Below are 15,708 nucleotides of genomic sequence, written 5' to 3' on the forward strand. Positions count from 1 at the left end.
ATAAAAATTATGGGTCAATACGATACGCAACAAGTTTGTTTAAACGGGCATCAAATAACGGCCAACTATCATAGCTCGCCAGAGTTCCGCAATAAATTCTGCGCAACCTGCGGTGAATCAACAATTCATACCTGCCCCGAGTGTGGCCATGAAATAGAAGGAAAATATCACGTACCTGGGGTTCTTTCCATAGGGTTTGCTACAAGGGTGCCCACCCATTGTAAAAACTGCGGAGCGACGTTTCCATGGACAGTAGCGAAAGCCTTGTTGGCCACAGCGAAAAATAAGACCACCGACATAGACAATTTCGCACTAGTGGAAAGAATCTGTGCGAGGTTTCATCTCGTCGCCAAGCAGTTGAAATCTCGCCACGCAGATCGCGAGAGCCTACATATTAACGATGAGTACGACACTCAAGATCTACTGCACGCACTATTACATGTATACTTTGATGATATTAGACCTGAAGAGTGGACACCTAGCTATGCTGGCGGTGGATCTAGAGTAGACTTTTTATTGAAAGATGAAAAAATAATTATTGAAGTCAAAAAAACCAGACCCACTCTCAAAGCTAAGGACGTAGGTGCGGAATTAATCGTGGACTCGCAGCGATACAGAGCTCATCCAGACTGTAAAAAACTTCTCTGTTTTGTATATGACCCAGAGGGCTGGATTTCTAACCCTAGAGGCCTTGAAAACGACCTAAATAAGAAGCAGGATGATTTCGAAATAAAAGTTCTAATCGTACCAAAGGGACATTAATCTTCCCGAACAAAAGCGTAAATATGTTGGCGTGGACAAATGCGAATCACTATGAATGACTGCATCTATCCACGCCATTCTATCCCCTCCCAAGCACACATAACCCTAGTTACTACTATAAAACATTTCAGTTTTCGGATCATCTTACCACTATCTATGACCTAAGCGTTTAGTCCATGACCCTTAGAGCAGCGATATACTGCATACCCCATTTTTCATTAGTTGGTTATATGTATAACTCGACCAACTGCTCCATTCGCTTTAACGTCTTCTGATCTCATTACCCTGCAAGATTGAATATGGAGGAGCACCTTAGGAATAACCCCTATCGAGCGGGCCCGTATCCTGCTTTTACTGGCAGATGGAATGACGCCCAAAGCCGTCAGTGCTCAGTTGCAGATAACGCGGCCAACAGTACTCAGGTGGCGAAGCCCTGTATGGAAGTGGTTATTGAAAGGACTGAACGACCCGCCGCACAGCGACCAGCCACTCACCCTGACGACCCAGCGTGTGCTCAAGGAAGCTACTCACTGGAGTGTTCGTTTGATGACCAAATATGCGCGACTGACCACATGGTAGGTTCGCCTAATCTGGGCCGCTTCCAAGCTCAAACCTAATAGGGGCTGAAGACTTTCAAAATCAGTAACGCCCCTCATTTTGCTGACAAGGTCATCGACTTGGTCGGGCTTTGTTTGAACCCACCAGATAACGCTTTGGTTCTGTCGATTGATGAGAGAGCTCAGATCCAGGCGTTAGATCGCACTCAACCAACGTTGCCGCTACGGCCAAGTCAAATCGAACGCCGTGCGCACGATTACAAGCACCACCGCACGGCCAGTCTATGCGTGGTTTTTGACATTATGACCGGGCAAGTCATCGGCCGAATTACACTGTCCAATCGAGCCAAGGATTTTTTGGCTTGTTTGCAACGAATTGAAAGTAGTACGCCCGCCGGGCTGGATCTGCATGTGATTTTGGATAACAACTCGCACCTCAAAAAGGCCGCCATCAAGCAGTGGCTGGTAATGCACCCGCGTTCAAATTGCACTTCACGCCTACCAGCGCATCTTGGCTGAACGCCGAGATAGGCTGGTTTTCACAATTGGGTAGACGAGTGTTATATCGCGGTGCCTTTACCAGTGTTACCGATCTGAAATCGGCTATACGTCAATTTATCGAGGCTCACAATGAGTATTCCGCCAAGCCGTTCAAGTGAAACAAAGCGAATGAAAACATCATCACCTCGGTATATAGAGCGAAGCTGAGCATGATCAAACAAAACAATGTATCAACCGGCCAGATGACTAGAAATTAGAGAGACCTTTATCACCTCCAAACTTATATCTAACGGAAAGTTATCTTAAAATGGTACATCTATGCTAATCAGCTCATAAAATACAGCATCACACTCAGAACTCTTAGCGAATCACTCATTACCACTTATAAAGCTATAGCACGCGAGCACACAATTTTCCAGCGCTAGCACCACACGCATTGAAGATCGCCCCCTTCTTTCTACTACTTATAAGTACAAATAATTTATCTACGAACAACACCAGGTTCAATATCAACTAGCCCACCCTGAACATACATCACACATGATGTATAAAAATATCGCCCCCCCCCTACAATCCACCCCATACCCCATTAACAAATTATTATAATCGCTAAAACGGTATATCATCATCGAAAGATTCAAACTGAACGGTTTTGACTCGAGACACTGCAGCTTCAGGCACCCTAGACTTTTTTATCTTTGCCTCACTGGCCAAAATATACTCCAACCCTTCAGGCGTGACAGAATATGTGAAATATTCATGCATATTATAGGCGCGCACTTCCTTTTCAACAAAACCTAACCGCTCAATCTTTATAATTGCAAGCGAGCAGAAACCACCTGTTCGAGAATCATTAAATATTTCACTTGAAACTACACCTTCTACACTATGGAGTCCTTTCTCAAAAATATCTACCAACAAGCGCAGTTCTGCATCACCAACCTCGTAATCAAACCCAGTTTTTTTAGTACGAGCTTTAATAACACTCATATCCTCACTGACCAACCCCAATCTTAATATTTCTTTTTTAATTTTATTACAAGGTGCATTCACAGCCATAGTAAGATCATTGTCTGATCTATTTCCATTAAAATCGGCGGGAGTCAAGCCTAACAAATCTGTAGGAAAATGAAGATCAACATCACGAGGCTTGATTATAAAACAACGCTCTTTCGTCAAACTTCCGATAAAAAGCCCAAGCTCAAATAAAACATTATCCCTAGCCACTGGATGGCTTTTTTCTCGTATAGTTGAGATATCGTCTGGCGTAAATACAAATATGGCAAAATCAACAGTTTTGGCCTTTTGCTGTAAATCTTCAACTGTCTGGGAAGACAGCTTGAAACTATTCTTCCAATGTACAACTTCTGCGTCGTAGTCAAGACACTCATTAATAGCGTTCGCTACGTCCAACCCTTCCACAGAAGAAGCTAAAAAAATTCTGGGCTTTCTCATCTTATTCCAACCCTATAGTCTTAAATCTGATCCGAGCATAGCGAAATGTCTGCATCATAACCACAGAATTTAGCCATGATCTTACGCAGACCACTTTGGAAAAGTGTTATGACCAAAAAAACTTTCCCCAACCAAAAACTGTTTTCCTACTGCATCCACTCACTATTTCTTGTCCCATGCATCTGAGCCCATCTCAGATACAGCACCATGCCCACCCGCCAAGCCCTCTCCCGCATACCGCTTAATATGGTGCTGTCGCTCGCCTTTCTATCCATAACCACATTCACCCAAGCCCAACCCTGGGTCATCACCGACCAAGCACACTCCATAACCTCTCCCGGCCCAGCCCGAATCATTCTTTTAGACCAGCAACAACACCTTGAAGCCGAGCTGTCTCGCGCACTACCCACAAACCCACACCAAGCCGCCGCGATCATCCAAAGCCGCCTCAACACACCCTCCGGCAAACACTTACAAACCGATCTCGCCAAAGCCCAGCAAGATCTAACCGATGCCTGGAGCCTAGGTATCACCAAGATCCCTGCAGTCGTTGTTGACCGGCGCTACGTCGTCTACGGCGAGCCGGATGTAGCCAAAGCTTTGGTCCTCATCAACAACGCCAAAGGCCAGCCACAATGAACAGCCGCCCGCTCCGCCCGCTATCGCTGGCTCTGATCTGTAGCCTGCCCTTCAGCGCCTCGGCATCGATCACTTCAGCAACGATCATTACCTCGTCGCTGTCGCCTCAGTGCCTTGAGTACAAGGTGGTTGGCATTTGCTACTGGCTGCTATGCACGGCGCTGGGCTGCAAGGTGAAGACGCCGAGCAAGGTGCGGCATTACGTGCCGGATGCGGTGGTGTCGGCGTATTCCAATACCGGGGCTAACCCGTGGGTTGAGATGTCGCCTTTGGGGTCGCCGACTCCGTTGTCTCAGGCGGGCAATGACGCTACGACCAATCATGTTGCTGAGAACGCAGCACTCAAATTCAAAGAGGCGGATGTAATCGGGCACCCGGGCGGTGCTGTATTCAGTGAGTTCGCCAGTGCGTCGGGGTATGCCTGCCAAGGCGCGACGGCGCCGTGGATGCCGTATTTCTTGAGCACGCTTGATCCTATTGCCTGGCGGTACGGTATCCCTGAGGCGGTTTATCCAGAAGCCCGGGCAAGTCCATGTCTATTTGCCCATGCAAGCTTCTGCGCGCGACGGCTATTGGCCTGCAGGTGAGCTTATAGAGGTCGATACCACTACCGGCAAGTGGCAGGAGTTGACGTCGACGCTCAGCCAATCGTGTGCCGTATTCCCGCATTCAACACCACAGGTTCAGGCCGAGGACGGTGGTTACGCCTGGGCGCTCTGGCGTCCATACGCCTGCTGTCAGCGGCGTAGCCAAACCTTCCTGGGGAGTACGGACTTTTAATGAGCATCCAGACCAACAGCCTGGAGCGCTGATCCTATCAATGCTTCGTCCTTTGGCAGCGTGATCAGGGTTGAGGTGCTTTACAGCATCGGAGGCGGCAGCGCGGTCGCTATGGGCAGTGCTGGCAACATGCGGAGCATTCAGGTGGGTGGCGGCTGGAGCAACAATCTGGTCTGCGGAAACATGAGCATGACCAACACCCTCGAAAACCAGTTGAACGGGGCCTCAACCCTCTTCACCCTCATGATCACGCCTGGCTGTATAAAAAAATATGATTGGGGTTGAGGCAATGTCATGGCCAGTAGGGGCTCGGCTCAAAATATGCTCAACGAACCGCAGCAACTATTGATATACGAACATTCCTACCTAGCAAGGAACGTCGTCCGACAGACACTTCGTATTTTGATCAAATGGCACCGTCAGTGGGCTGCTGCAGATTGACATCACCCCGGCGCGAAACTACTTTTCGCCATAGACGGCTGCATGTCCACGCCGATATCTCAGCAAAATGCACACTCGAAGAGGACACGTCTCACTGAATTTCAGGCACAAAAAAGCCGGTAGACCCTGAGGTGCGTACCGGCTGTTTTGATGTTGCATATGGTGGGTCGTGTGGGATTCGAACCTACGACCAATTGGTTAAAAGCCAACTGCTCTACCAACTGAGCTAACGACCCGCTTCGTTGTGGTGCGTATAATACTGATTTTTAACGAGAATTCAACACCTTGTTAAAAATAAATGTGAAATAAATCAAAAGTAACGTGTTGGGTCCGAAACGCCGGCCGCTTGAAAGCCTTCTGCACGCAGGCGGCAGCTGTCGCATTTGCCGCAGGCTTGGCCTTGGGCGTCGGCCTGGTAGCAGGATACGGTGAGTGAGTAATCCACGCCGAGTTTGATTCCCGCCTGGACGATCTGCGCCTTGCTCATGTTTTGCAGGGGCGCTTTGATGCGAAAGCCCTGCCCCTCAACACCGGCTTTGGTCGCCAAGTTGGCCATGGCTTCGAAGGCTTCTACGAACTCCGGACGGCAGTCCGGGTAGCCGGAATAGTCCACGGCATTAACACCAATGAAGATATCCCGCGCTTGCAGCACTTCTGCCCAACCCAAGGCCAATGACAGGAATACGGTGTTACGAGCCGGCACGTAGGTTACCGGGATGCCTTCGCTGGGTGCTTCGGGTACATCAATAGAGCTGTCGGTCAGGGCTGAGCCGCCAATACCGTCCAGGTTCAAGCCAATGACTTTGTGCTCAACCGCGCCCAGGTCGCGAGCAACACGAGCTGCGGCGTCGAGCTCGGCGCGATGGCGCTGGCCGTAATCAAAGCTCATGGTGTAGCAGCGATAACCTTCAGCGCGAGCCATGGCCACGACGGTGGCCGAGTCGAGGCCGCCGGACAGCAAAATTACCGCTCTTTTTTCAGTGACAGCAGTGTGTTCAGTCATTTCAGCGCCCCGGCTCGTCATTCCAAAGATATTTGTGCAGTTGCATTTGCAAACGTACAGGCAAGTTGTCCGCGACAATCCAGTCGGCCAGGTCACGGGCCGCCAGATCGTGATGGCTCGGCGAAAACAGCACTTCACCGGCGCGTCGCTCCAAACCGTATTCAATCAGCTTGGACACTGCCCAGTCGTAGTCCTCGCGCGAGCAGATCACGAACTTGACCTGATCGTGCGGCGTCAACAACGCAATGTTTTCGTAGAGGTTGCGATGGGACTCTTTGGAGCCAGGGGTTTTCAGGTCGAGCACACGACTGACGCGTGGGTCGACAGCCGAAATATCCAGCGCACCACTGGTCTCGATCGAGACGTCGTAACCCGCGTCGCAAAGCTGCTTAAGCAATGGAATGGCATTAGGCTGCGCCAAGGGCTCGCCACCCGTCACACACACGTAGCGCGGACGAAAATCGGCCACTTGCTCAAGAATGCTGTCGAGGGAGCGCACGGTGCCGCCACTGAAGGCGTAGGCACTGTCGCAATACTGGCAGCGCAATGGGCAGCCCGTTAGACGTACAAAAACGGTGGGCAGGCCAGCCGTTCGCGTTTCACCCTGCAAAGAGTAAAAAACTTCGGTAATTCTCAATGTGTCTTGCATATCCGCCACGGGCGTAACAGCTAAACAGGCTGTCCGCCTCCGTCAGGCACTCTAAAGAATCTGCACTCGCAGGACTCAGAAGAGCGTATTTCATAAAAGGGCGTGGATTCTAACGAAAAAACCCGCGACAAGCGCGGGTTTCTCGATGAAAGCTTCGTATGGCTTACATGCGCTGCAAATCGCGCTGGGCCAACTGTGCCGCCGACGTGCCAGGATACTGTGCAACAACCTGTTGCAAGATGCCTTTTACTTTGTCGGTATGGCCCAGACGGCGCTCTACGTCAGCCAGCTTGTAGAGCGAATCCGGCACTTTGGCGTGCTTGGGATATAGCTGGCTCACTTTGGCGAAGGCCTGACCAGCACCTTGCAGGTCGCCTTTGGCCAAGCTCACTTCACCCAACCAGTACTGAGCATTGCCCGCGTATTGGCTGTTTGGGTATTTGCGCAGAAAGGCCGCAAAGGCCTGACTGGCTTTGTCGAAATCCTTGGCTTTGATCAAGTCGAAAGCAGCATCGTAGTAGAGCTTTTCTTTCGCTGGATCACCCGGTTCCGAGCTGGCAGCAGCCTGAGGTGCAGGCGCTGCAGTATTACCGGCGGCAGCAGCACCACCGGCAGCAGAATTATCAGGTGCGGCAGCTGCAGGAGCGCCCGTACCAATACGCCGATCAAGTTCCTGGTATCGCTCCAGGCTTTCTTGCTTCATGCGTGAAATATCATTTTGCAAAACTTCGATCACACCCTGTTGGCGTGAGATCTGATCCTGCATTTGTTGCAGTTGGTTGAACAGCTCGCCCTGTGCCGAGACAGGGGTCGAAACCCCTCCCCCGGCATAGGCGCCGCTCGCACCATAACCCGGTGATGGATAACTCCCCCCGCTATTGCCAGAGTTGTCATCGACCACAGGAACCGCAGCCCATGCCGCTAGCGGCATGAGGCTGAGAGTCAGAATAGTTACAGCACGGCGGCACGTTCGCATGACGAATTACTTACGCAGTTCGACGCGACGGTTCTGAGCCCACGACTGTTCGTCGTTGCCAGTAGCAACTGGACGCTCTTTACCGTAGGACACCAGCTCCAGTTGTGCTGGAGAAACACCTTGCAGTACCAGGTAGCGTTGAACGGCTTTCGCACGACGCTCGCCCAGTGCCATGTTGTACTCACGAGTACCACGGGCGTCAGTGTTACCTTCCAGAACGACGCGAGCGCCGCTAGCTTTCAGGTCTTTAGCGTGAACGTCCAGAGCGCGCATTGCTTCTGGTTTCAGGTCCGAAGAATCATATTCGAAGTAGAAAACAGTAATGGCACGCAGAGCAGCTTCTTCGCTCAGGGAGCCATCAACAGCGCCTGTGTTTGCGCCGTAACCAGCGTTTGGATCAACAGCAGCGCCTTCACCGGCATTGTCGCCGCCTTTGGACGAGCAACCTACAGCTACAGCCATGGCCAGTGCCAGCGCAGCGAATTTACCAAACTTCAGCATTTCCATCGTAAAACTCCTAATGAACCCCAAGTGTTATGTGCAACTTGAATCTATCACCACGTCAGTTCAGGTAAGGGGACCAGGAAGGTTCTCTGACTTCGCCTTGAGCGGTAGGAAGAGGGAGCCTTACGCGTCCATTGATGGACACGAGCATCAAGACTCCCCGGCCCTGCTGGCGGGTGGCGTAGATTACCATGGTGCCGTTGGGCGCAACAGTAGCTGACTCATCAAGGTTAGTATCTGTGAGGATTTTTACACTTCCTCTTTCCAAATCTTGAGCCGCAACACGGAAATTAGTAAATCCGTCCTGACGATGAATCATGACCAAGGTCTTTTCATCCGCCGACAGCTTAGGGTTGGCGTTGTAGTTACCGATAAAGGTCACGCGCTGCGCTGCACCACTACCGATCGTGGTTTTGTAGACTTGTGGCTTACCACCACGGTCAGACGTGAAGTAGATGGTCGAACCATCCTTGCCCCAGAACGGCTCGGTGTTGATACCAGGACCGTTGGTCACGCGGGTGATCTGGCGCGAGGCCATGTTCATCACGTAGATGTCCGGGTTGCCGTCTTTAGACAGTACAAACGCCAGCTTCGAACCATCCGGCGACCAGGCTGGCGCACCGTTCAGGCCTTCAAAGTTGGTGACTTGCTCACGATGGCCGGTATCGATGTTCTGAACGAAGATGCGCGGACGCTTCTGCTCGAACGATACATAAGCGATGCGCTTGCCATCCGGTGCAAAGCGTGGCGACAGGATCGGCTCGCGCGATTGCAGCAGGGTCACCGCACGCGCGCCATCGTAGTCGGAGCGCTGCAGGGTGTAGCGGGTGTTGTTGACACTGGCGCGCTCGGCCGTCACGTAGAGCAGACGGGTCGAAAATGCACCTCTGATGCCGGTCAGTTTTTCAAACGACTGGTCAGAAATGTAGTGCGCCATGTCGCGCAGTTGCTCAGTGGTGCCCGACACGCTGCCGGTCAACACCGGTTGCTCGGTCGACACGTTGAACAAGGCATATTGCACCTGCAGGCGACCGCCCGCTGGCACGATATTACCTACCATCACGTACTGTGCGCCCAGCGCCTTCCAGTCACGGAAGATGACTTCGCTGGCCTGGGTCGGCTGGCTGATCATGTTCTGCTTTGGAATCGGTGAGTAGTAACCCGAGTTACGCAGGTCGTTACCCACAATTTCAGCGATGTCGTCAGGCAGGACGGTACCGCCCTGCCAGCCGAACGGCACGACTGCAATAGGTGTTGCCCGGTCGCTACCGCTGGTAACCAGGATGTTCTTTTCTTCAGCTACAGCCATCCCTGCCATGCAGCAGACGATGACGAGCAGTCCTCGAAAAAATTTAATCACAAGGCTAGATCCTCAGGTGTGAATGTCATCTTGAATGATCGGTAAGGATTAAAATCGCTAGGCTTCAAGCCTTGCATTTCCGTTAAACGGCCAATGTTTTTGACCGCTGCCACAGCCGAACTGTCAAACGGACCATCACCACTGGACTTGGCAACCGTCACCGACGTTACCGTGCCATCTGGCAACATGCCAATTTGCAGCACAACCTTCATGTTCTTACGGGCCGAAGGTGGACGCGCCCAACCTTCTGCAGCACGAGAGCGAATCAGGTCATCAAAGTTACCGGCGACCTCATCACCCTGCTCGTCTGCCAACGCCTGCTGGCGTTGCGGCGTATCAGAAAGCAAATCCGCCAAGGCCTGGGCCTTTTTCTCTTCGGCAGATTTACGCGCTGCTTCTACAGCCTTTTTCTTGGCCGCTTCAGCAGTGGCTTTCTTCTTGGCATCTTCAGCAGCTTTCTTCTTCGCGTCGTCTGCGGCAGCCTTTTTCTTGGCGTCCTCAGCCGCTTTTTTCTTGGCATCCTCAGCGGCTTTCTTCTTCGCGTCTTCAGCGGCCTGTTTCTTGGCCTCTTCTTCAGCGGCTTTTTTAGCCTCGTCGTCTGCTTTCTTTTTAGCGATATCAGCCAGCTTTTTCTCTTCAGCCTTTTTAGCGTCCGCTGCCTTTTTGGCATCGTCGGCTTTCTTCGCGTCATCGGCCTTCTTGGCTTCGTCGGCTTTTTTAGCCTCGTCCGCCTTCTTCGCTTCGTCCGCTTTTTTGGCTTCGTCTGCTTTCTTCGCTTCAGCTGCCTTCTCGGCAACCTCTTGTTTCTTTTGTTCCGCGGCTTTTACAGCTTCCTGTTCAACCTTCTTCTGCTCCATCTGTTCGACTTCAGTCTGACGCGCAGCCGATTTTTTTGCCTCACCCGCAATCTTCTGATTGGTTTGAGTCGTCGCCTGACTTTTTGACTTCAGTTGATACAAAGTAGCTTGAACAATGGGTTTTGCGGGCGGCAATTCTGGCGTCATGGCAAAGCTGGCGAACAGCATGCCGAAAATCAGGACGTGCAGCCCTACAGCCCAGACGGTAGGCCAAAAATAATTTTCAGAGGCGGACGGCTCCCGCTGGTCGCGCATCAGGGAGCCTCGGTAATCAAGCCAACGTTACCGACCCCAGCTTTTTGCAGGCCACCCATGGCACCCATTACAGCGCCGTAATCCACGGTTTTGTCACCGCGAATAAAGACTTGGGTCTGCTTGCCGCCCTCGTTGCCCGCGCGAATGATCTTGGTCACCGCGTCAGTCATCTGAGGCAAGGTCATCGCCTTGTCCATTTGTTTATCGGTGTCAACTTCACTGCCAAGGTTCCAGTAATAGGTCTTGTCAGCCTTGATCGAAATTGTCAGAACCTGAGTGTTGTTGTCTTGCGGCAAGGCCTCGCTGGAGACCTTAGGCAAATCAACTTTCACACCCTGGTTGAGCATCGGTGCGGTCACCATGAAAATCACCAGCAGCACCAGCATCACGTCGATGTATGGCACTACGTTCATTTCGGCAACCGGCTTGCGCTTCTTGCGAGCTCGAGCGATTAAAGCCATTGGGAATTACCTGCTTATTCTTCGCTGGTGTGCACTTTACGGTGCAGGATCGCCTGGAATTCATCGGCGAAGGTGTAGTAGCGGCTGATCAGCGTTTCGCTACGTGCAGCAAAGCGGTTGTAAGCAATAACAGCCGGGATGGCAGCAAACAGACCAATCGCGGTTGCAACCAATGCTTCAGCAATACCCGGTGCAACGGTCGCCAGGGTCGCTTGCTGGGCAGTCGCCAGACCACGGAAGGAGTTCATGATGCCCCACACGGTACCGAACAGACCGATGTACGGGCTGACCGAACCAACGGTTGCCAGAAATGGCAGGCTTTGCTCCAGTTTTTCTTCTTCGCGCGAAATCGCTACACGCATGGCACGCGCAACGCCTTCCATGACGGCTTCCGGGTCAACGCCCGGCTGTTGACGCAAACGCGAGAACTCTTTGAAACCGGCGCGGAAGATTTGTTCAACGCCAGAATCAGGGTCCGGGTTGCTGCCCGCCTGACGATACAGTTTTGACAAATCGATGCCCGACCAGAAACGCTCCTCAAAGCTGTCCAGGGCACGTCGACCGGCACGCAGCATGGTGCTGCGCTGAAAAATCATAATCCACGAGGTAACCGATGCAGCCAGCAAGGTCAACATTACCAACTGCACCACAATGCTGGCATTGCTGACCAAACTCCACATGGAGGAATGGTCGACGACGTTAGCTTCCACGCTTTATCTCCTGCTCTAAATGTTTACCCGCGCCGCTTACGTCGGCAAAGGCCGTACGTAAAGCTTCGGGAATGGCCCGGGGTTTAAAACTATCGGCGCGCACACAGGCCACCAAAAACTGCCCTTCACAGAGCAAGGTTGTATCCGCAGCCCGCCAGACCTGCTGCTTGAAACGCAGGCTCGCACGGTTGAGTTCTGTTACTTGTGCGCTGATCAACAGTTCGTCGTCCAGTCGCGCCGGTGCGTGGTAACGCGCCTCGCTGGAATGCACGACAAATAACAGGTTCTCGCCTGCCAGCGCGGATTGGGCAAAGCCCAGCTCCCGCAGCCTTTCGGTTCGAGCCCGCTCCATAAACTTAAGATAATTTACGTAATACACGACGCCACCCGCATCGGTGTCTTCGTAATAAACGCGACAGCGATGTGCGAACGGCTCAAGCCTGTTTTGCGCGCGCATACTCTAGTGCTTACTCCTCAGGTTGCCAATCCGCCAAACCACTGTTTTTTACGCTTCTTAGACTTTAATACCCAAGTTTTTTAGCGCCAGCCCTTGAGACAGCAAAAAGCGCAAAAAAATCAGCTGCGGATCGCTTAATTAATCATCCACAGCGTTCAAAAAACCATCCACAGCGGGGGTTTCGCCCAGTCGTGACGGAATGTTCAGACCAAAGTGTAAATAAGCATGTCGCGTCACCACTCGACCCCGAGGCGTACGCATGATGTAGCCCTGCTGAATCAGGTACGGCTCCAGCACATCCTCAATGGTGTGACGCTCTTCGCTGATGGCGGCGGCAAGGTTATCGATACCCACCGGCCCACCATCGAACTTCTCGATCATGGTCAGCAGCAAACGCCGGTCCTGATGATCGAAACCATGCTCATCTACGTCCAGCAGATTGAGCGCCAGGTCTGCTACCGCCTTGGTGATGTGCCCCTTGGCGCGCACTTCGGCGAAATCACGCACCCGGCGCAGCAGACGATTGGCAATACGCGGCGTCCCCCGCGCCCGACGAGCGATTTCATAGGCGCCTTCCGGATCAAGCGGCAAACCAAAAATGCTGGCCGAACGGCTGACGATCGTTGCCAGGTCATCCGTACTATAGAACTCTAGCCGCTGAACAATCCCGAAACGATCGCGCAATGGGTTGGTCAGCATCCCGGCACGGGTCGTCGCGCCCACCAGGGTAAAGGGTGGCAAATCCAGTTTGATCGAGCGCGCAGCCGGACCTTCACCGATCATGATGTCGAGCTGAAAGTCTTCCATGGCCGGGTACAAGACCTCTTCCACAATCGGCGACAGTCGATGAATTTCATCGATAAACAGCACGTCGTGGGGCTCAAGATTGGTCAGCAACGCCGCAAGATCACCGGGCCGTTCAAGCACAGGGCCCGAGGTGCTCTTGATCGACACGCCCATTTCCTGGGCAATGATGTTGGCCAACGTGGTTTTGCCCAAACCGGGCGGGCCAAAGATCAGCGTGTGGTCCAGCGATTCTGCGCGCCCGCGAGCCGCTTGAATAAACAGCTCCATCTGCTCACGCACAGCTGGCTGACCAATGTAATCCCCCAGGCTCAAAGGGCGAATCGCACGATCCTGCACGTCTTCCCGGTCGCGCCCACTCGAGGCGGTTATCAAACGATCAGCTTCAATCACTTAAATCATTCCCTTAAGGGCACGGCGAATCATGTCTTCACTGCTCAACGTTTTGTCTTTGATGGCGGACACCGCCTTGCTCGCCTCCTGAGGTTTATACCCCAGCGAGATCAAGGCGCTGACCGCATCGCTCTCGGCACTGGCCACCGGCACCGGTGCATCCGGCTGGTTAGGCACCAACGCAAACATGCTCGGCACTTGCTCCCAGGCCTTAAAGCGATCCTTGAGTTCAACCAGTAACCGTTCGGCTGTTTTTTTGCCGACTCCCGGCACCTTGGTCAAGGCCGAGGTGTCCTGAGCCTGCACGCAACGCACCAGCTCATCAACCTCCAAACTGGACATCAAGGCCAGCGCGAGCTTGGGACCGACGCCATTCAGGCGGATCAGCTCACGAAAGAAGTCACGCTCACGCTTACCACTAAAACCATAGAGCAACTGCGCATCTTCGCGAACCACCAAGTGCGTGTGCAGGGTCAGCGGCTCACCAATTGAAGGCAAACGATACAGCGTGGTCATGGGCACTTCGACCTCATAGCCCAAGCCGTTTACATCGAGAATCAAGTGCGGCGGCTGTTTTTCAGCCAGAGTGCCACGCAAGCGTCCAATCACGTTCAGATCCTTTTCTCTGGCCAGATCAATGGCTGACAAGTAGAACAACAGAGCCGCATCATTGCAGGTGCAGCCCTGTTAGCAAGTTTAATCAGGCTAAAAGGCCCTTTTCAGAGACGCAAACGCCCGCCACGGCGGCGCGCCGCCCCCAAACCATGAGGCAACAGGCTGGAACGGGTGTGCGCATGGCACAAAGCAATCGCCAGCGCATCAGAAGCATCGACCTGTGGTTTGGTGGTGAGCTTGAGCAAGTGCATGACCATCATCATCACCTGCTCTTTATTCGCTCCGCCCGTCCCCGCTACAGCCTGCTTGATTTGTGTTGCAGAATATTCGGCAATCTCCAGGCTTTCTTCGGCACCCGCGACAATTGCAGCCCCTCTGGCCTGACCCAGCTTCAAGGCCGAGTCGGCATTGCGGGCCATAAAGACTTTTTCAATGCCCATGGTGACCGGGCCGTAGGTCTGAATAACCTCACGCACCCCACGATAGACAATCTGCAAACGCTCATGCAGTTCGCCGCCGCCTGTACGAATACACCCCGAGGCCACGTACACACAGCCACGCCCAGTGTCTTGCACTACGCCATAGCCGGTGATTCGCGAACCCGGGTCAATACCAAGAATAAGAGTCATAACGCCTGCAGCTTATGAAGTGACGCCCACCGGCACATACCCGGACAGCTTAAAGGCAGAAGCCGGAGGTGCACAGCGCCGCGATCATCGCGGCGTTGCACCTCCGGCCTCTGTTAGACGGGTTCAGGTCAGGCGAGCTGTTCCAGCACCGCATCCGGGATTTCAGCGTTGGAGTAGACGTTTTGCACGTCATCCAAGTCTTCGAGCATGTCGATCAGCTTAAGCACTTTTTCAGCGCCCTCCAGATCCAGCTCGGCACTGGTGGTGGGCAACATCACGATTTCTGCATCAGCCGGGGCAAAACCCGCCGCCTCAAGGGCGTTGCGAACCGCGTAAAAGCCCGAAAACGAGGTGAAGACATCGATGGAGCCATCGCTGTTGGTCACCACGTCATCGGCATCGGCTTCCATCGCAGCTTCCATCAAGGCATCTTCATCAACGCCCGCTGCAAAGGAAATCTGCCCCTTGCGCTCGAACAGATAGGCCACCGAGCCATCCGTGCCCAGGTTGCCACCGCACTTGCTGAACGCATGACGCACCGCAGCCGCCGTACGATTACGGTTGTCGGTCATGCATTCGACCATCACCGCCACGCCGCCCGGGCCGTAACCTTCGTAGCTCAGCTCGACCATATCGTCGGTTTCAGCCGCGCCAGCACCCCGCGCGATCGCCCGATCAATGATGTCGCGGCTCATGTTCGCGCCCAGCGCCTTGTCCAGCGCCAGTCGCAGACGCGGGTTCGTAGCAGGATCGCCACCGCCCTGACGGGCAGCAACGGTCAGTTCACGAATCCACTTGGTGAAAATCTTGCCTTTTTTGGCATCCTGACGCTCTTTGCGGTGCTTGATGTTCGCCCACTTAGAATGACCTGCCATAACCCACTCCGAATCCTTGATGAAA

Annotated in this window: 16 protein-coding genes, 1 tRNA gene and 3 pseudogenes; 5 read left to right on the forward strand and 15 right to left on the reverse strand. The window is 53.2% G+C overall.

Annotated features, from left to right (window positions below; genetic code table 11):
* Positions 1 to 9: 9 nt before the first annotated feature.
* Together GHO41_RS09580 and GHO41_RS09585 are read left to right on the forward strand one after the other, a co-directional pair.
* Entirely contained in the window at positions 10 to 762 is a 753-nt protein-coding gene (locus GHO41_RS09580; protein WP_153433434.1) for a DUF2321 domain-containing protein, read from the forward strand.
* Between the two features lie 234 nt (positions 763 to 996).
* A pseudogene (locus GHO41_RS09585) lies at positions 997 to 2,077 on the forward strand (IS630 family transposase).
* 352 nt (positions 2,078 to 2,429) lie between these two features.
* Here GHO41_RS09585 and GHO41_RS09590 read toward each other — a convergent pair.
* Positions 2,430 to 3,275, reverse strand: a complete 846-nt coding sequence (locus GHO41_RS09590; protein ID WP_153433435.1) for a TIR domain-containing protein — start codon at positions 3,273 to 3,275, stop codon at positions 2,430 to 2,432.
* A 207-nt stretch (positions 3,276 to 3,482) separates the two neighbouring features.
* Here GHO41_RS09590 and GHO41_RS09595 point away from each other — a divergent pair, with 207 nt between their 5' ends.
* The 3 genes and pseudogenes from GHO41_RS09595 to GHO41_RS30300 form a co-directional block, all read left to right on the forward strand.
* On the forward strand, positions 3,483 to 3,914 hold the full coding sequence (locus GHO41_RS09595) for a TIGR03757 family integrating conjugative element protein (RefSeq protein ID WP_178126488.1): 432 nt from the start codon (positions 3,483 to 3,485) through the stop codon (positions 3,912 to 3,914).
* Positions 3,911 to 4,694, forward strand: a pseudogene (locus tag GHO41_RS09600) (TIGR03756 family integrating conjugative element protein). The gene GHO41_RS09595 and the pseudogene GHO41_RS09600 overlap by 4 nt, the downstream one beginning before the upstream one ends.
* 36 nt (positions 4,695 to 4,730) lie before the next feature.
* Positions 4,731 to 4,931: pseudogene (locus GHO41_RS30300) on the forward strand (integrating conjugative element protein); the annotation flags it as partial.
* A gap of 364 nt (positions 4,932 to 5,295) precedes the next feature.
* On the opposite strand, the gene GHO41_RS09605 reads toward GHO41_RS30300, so the two are convergent.
* The 14 genes from GHO41_RS09605 to GHO41_RS09670 form a co-directional block, all read right to left on the reverse strand.
* Positions 5,296 to 5,371 (reverse strand) — tRNA-Lys (locus tag GHO41_RS09605).
* A 74-nt stretch (positions 5,372 to 5,445) separates the two neighbouring features.
* Entirely contained in the window at positions 5,446 to 6,138 is a 693-nt protein-coding gene (queC, locus tag GHO41_RS09610; protein ID WP_178109977.1) for a 7-cyano-7-deazaguanine synthase QueC, read from the reverse strand.
* A gap of 1 nt (position 6,139) precedes the next feature.
* The gene (gene queE, locus GHO41_RS09615) at positions 6,140 to 6,787 is read right to left on the reverse strand and encodes a 7-carboxy-7-deazaguanine synthase QueE (protein ID WP_048370543.1); all 648 of its coding nucleotides are present in this window, start codon (positions 6,785 to 6,787) and stop codon (positions 6,140 to 6,142) included.
* A 163-nt stretch (positions 6,788 to 6,950) separates the two neighbouring features.
* Positions 6,951 to 7,763 carry a tol-pal system protein YbgF gene (gene ybgF / locus GHO41_RS09620; RefSeq protein ID WP_048370545.1) on the reverse strand — a complete coding sequence of 271 codons (813 nt, stop codon included), beginning with the start codon at positions 7,761 to 7,763 and terminating at the stop codon, positions 6,951 to 6,953.
* Between the two features lie 6 nt (positions 7,764 to 7,769).
* Positions 7,770 to 8,270, reverse strand: a complete 501-nt coding sequence (gene pal / locus GHO41_RS09625; protein ID WP_048370547.1) for a peptidoglycan-associated lipoprotein Pal — start codon at positions 8,268 to 8,270, stop codon at positions 7,770 to 7,772.
* A 55-nt stretch (positions 8,271 to 8,325) separates the two neighbouring features.
* Positions 8,326 to 9,585, reverse strand: a complete 1,260-nt coding sequence (gene tolB, locus GHO41_RS09630) for a Tol-Pal system beta propeller repeat protein TolB (protein WP_194286902.1) — start codon at positions 9,583 to 9,585, stop codon at positions 8,326 to 8,328.
* 38 nt (positions 9,586 to 9,623) lie between these two features.
* Entirely contained in the window at positions 9,624 to 10,739 is a 1,116-nt protein-coding gene (tolA, locus tag GHO41_RS09635; RefSeq protein ID WP_048390755.1) for a cell envelope integrity protein TolA, read from the reverse strand.
* Positions 10,739 to 11,191: a protein TolR gene (gene tolR, locus GHO41_RS09640; protein ID WP_162207691.1), complete on the reverse strand. Its 453-nt coding sequence runs from the start codon at positions 11,189 to 11,191 to the stop codon at positions 10,739 to 10,741. Before tolR ends, tolA begins: the two co-directional genes overlap by 1 nt.
* Positions 11,192 to 11,214: 23 nt before the next feature.
* Complete coding sequence (gene tolQ / locus GHO41_RS09645; protein WP_048370552.1) at positions 11,215 to 11,910, reverse strand: protein TolQ; 696 nt, start codon at positions 11,908 to 11,910, stop codon at positions 11,215 to 11,217.
* A complete protein-coding gene (ybgC, locus tag GHO41_RS09650; RefSeq protein WP_048370554.1) occupies positions 11,900 to 12,367 on the reverse strand; it encodes a tol-pal system-associated acyl-CoA thioesterase in 468 nt (155 codons plus the stop codon). The genes tolQ and ybgC overlap by 11 nt, the downstream gene beginning before the upstream one ends.
* 138 nt (positions 12,368 to 12,505) lie before the next feature.
* Positions 12,506 to 13,564 carry a Holliday junction branch migration DNA helicase RuvB gene (ruvB, locus tag GHO41_RS09655; RefSeq protein WP_048370557.1) on the reverse strand — a complete coding sequence of 353 codons (1,059 nt, stop codon included), beginning with the start codon at positions 13,562 to 13,564 and terminating at the stop codon, positions 12,506 to 12,508.
* Positions 13,565 to 14,173 (reverse strand): Holliday junction branch migration protein RuvA, encoded by a 609-nt coding sequence (gene ruvA / locus GHO41_RS09660; RefSeq protein ID WP_048370816.1) that lies wholly within the window; start codon positions 14,171 to 14,173, stop codon positions 13,565 to 13,567.
* Between the two features lie 110 nt (positions 14,174 to 14,283).
* Entirely contained in the window at positions 14,284 to 14,808 is a 525-nt protein-coding gene (gene ruvC, locus GHO41_RS09665) for a crossover junction endodeoxyribonuclease RuvC (RefSeq protein ID WP_048370560.1), read from the reverse strand.
* A 128-nt stretch (positions 14,809 to 14,936) separates the two neighbouring features.
* On the reverse strand, positions 14,937 to 15,683 hold the full coding sequence (locus GHO41_RS09670; protein WP_153330745.1) for a YebC/PmpR family DNA-binding transcriptional regulator: 747 nt from the start codon (positions 15,681 to 15,683) through the stop codon (positions 14,937 to 14,939).
* Between the last annotated feature and the right edge of the window lie 25 nt (positions 15,684 to 15,708).

The organism is Pseudomonas sp. FSL R10-0399, from assembly GCF_009600165.1.
Taxonomy (GTDB): Bacteria; Pseudomonadota; Gammaproteobacteria; order Pseudomonadales; family Pseudomonadaceae; genus Aquipseudomonas; species Aquipseudomonas helleri.

Excerpts from the sequence above, each read along its gene's own strand:
- GHO41_RS09580 (WP_153433434.1), top strand. The coding sequence starts at position 10 with ATGGGTCAATACGATACGCAACAAGTTTGTTTAAACGGGCATCAAATA.
- GHO41_RS09590 (WP_153433435.1), bottom strand. The coding sequence starts at position 3,275 with ATGAGAAAGCCCAGAATTTTTTTAGCTTCTTCTGTGGAAGGGTTGGAC.
- GHO41_RS09595 (WP_178126488.1), top strand. The coding sequence starts at position 3,483 with ATGCCCACCCGCCAAGCCCTCTCCCGCATACCGCTTAATATGGTGCTG.
- queC (WP_178109977.1), bottom strand. The coding sequence starts at position 6,138 with ATGACTGAACACACTGCTGTCACTGAAAAAAGAGCGGTAATTTTGCTG.
- queE (WP_048370543.1), bottom strand. The coding sequence starts at position 6,787 with ATGCAAGACACATTGAGAATTACCGAAGTTTTTTACTCTTTGCAGGGT.
- ybgF (WP_048370545.1), bottom strand. The coding sequence starts at position 7,763 with ATGCGAACGTGCCGCCGTGCTGTAACTATTCTGACTCTCAGCCTCATG.
- pal (WP_048370547.1), bottom strand. The coding sequence starts at position 8,270 with ATGGAAATGCTGAAGTTTGGTAAATTCGCTGCGCTGGCACTGGCCATG.
- tolB (WP_194286902.1), bottom strand. The coding sequence starts at position 9,585 with ATGGCAGGGATGGCTGTAGCTGAAGAAAAGAACATCCTGGTTACCAGC.
- tolA (WP_048390755.1), bottom strand. The coding sequence starts at position 10,739 with ATGCGCGACCAGCGGGAGCCGTCCGCCTCTGAAAATTATTTTTGGCCT.
- ybgC (WP_048370554.1), bottom strand. The coding sequence starts at position 12,367 with ATGCGCGCGCAAAACAGGCTTGAGCCGTTCGCACATCGCTGTCGCGTT.
- ruvC (WP_048370560.1), bottom strand. The coding sequence starts at position 14,808 with ATGACTCTTATTCTTGGTATTGACCCGGGTTCGCGAATCACCGGCTAT.
- GHO41_RS09670 (WP_153330745.1), bottom strand. The coding sequence starts at position 15,683 with ATGGCAGGTCATTCTAAGTGGGCGAACATCAAGCACCGCAAAGAGCGT.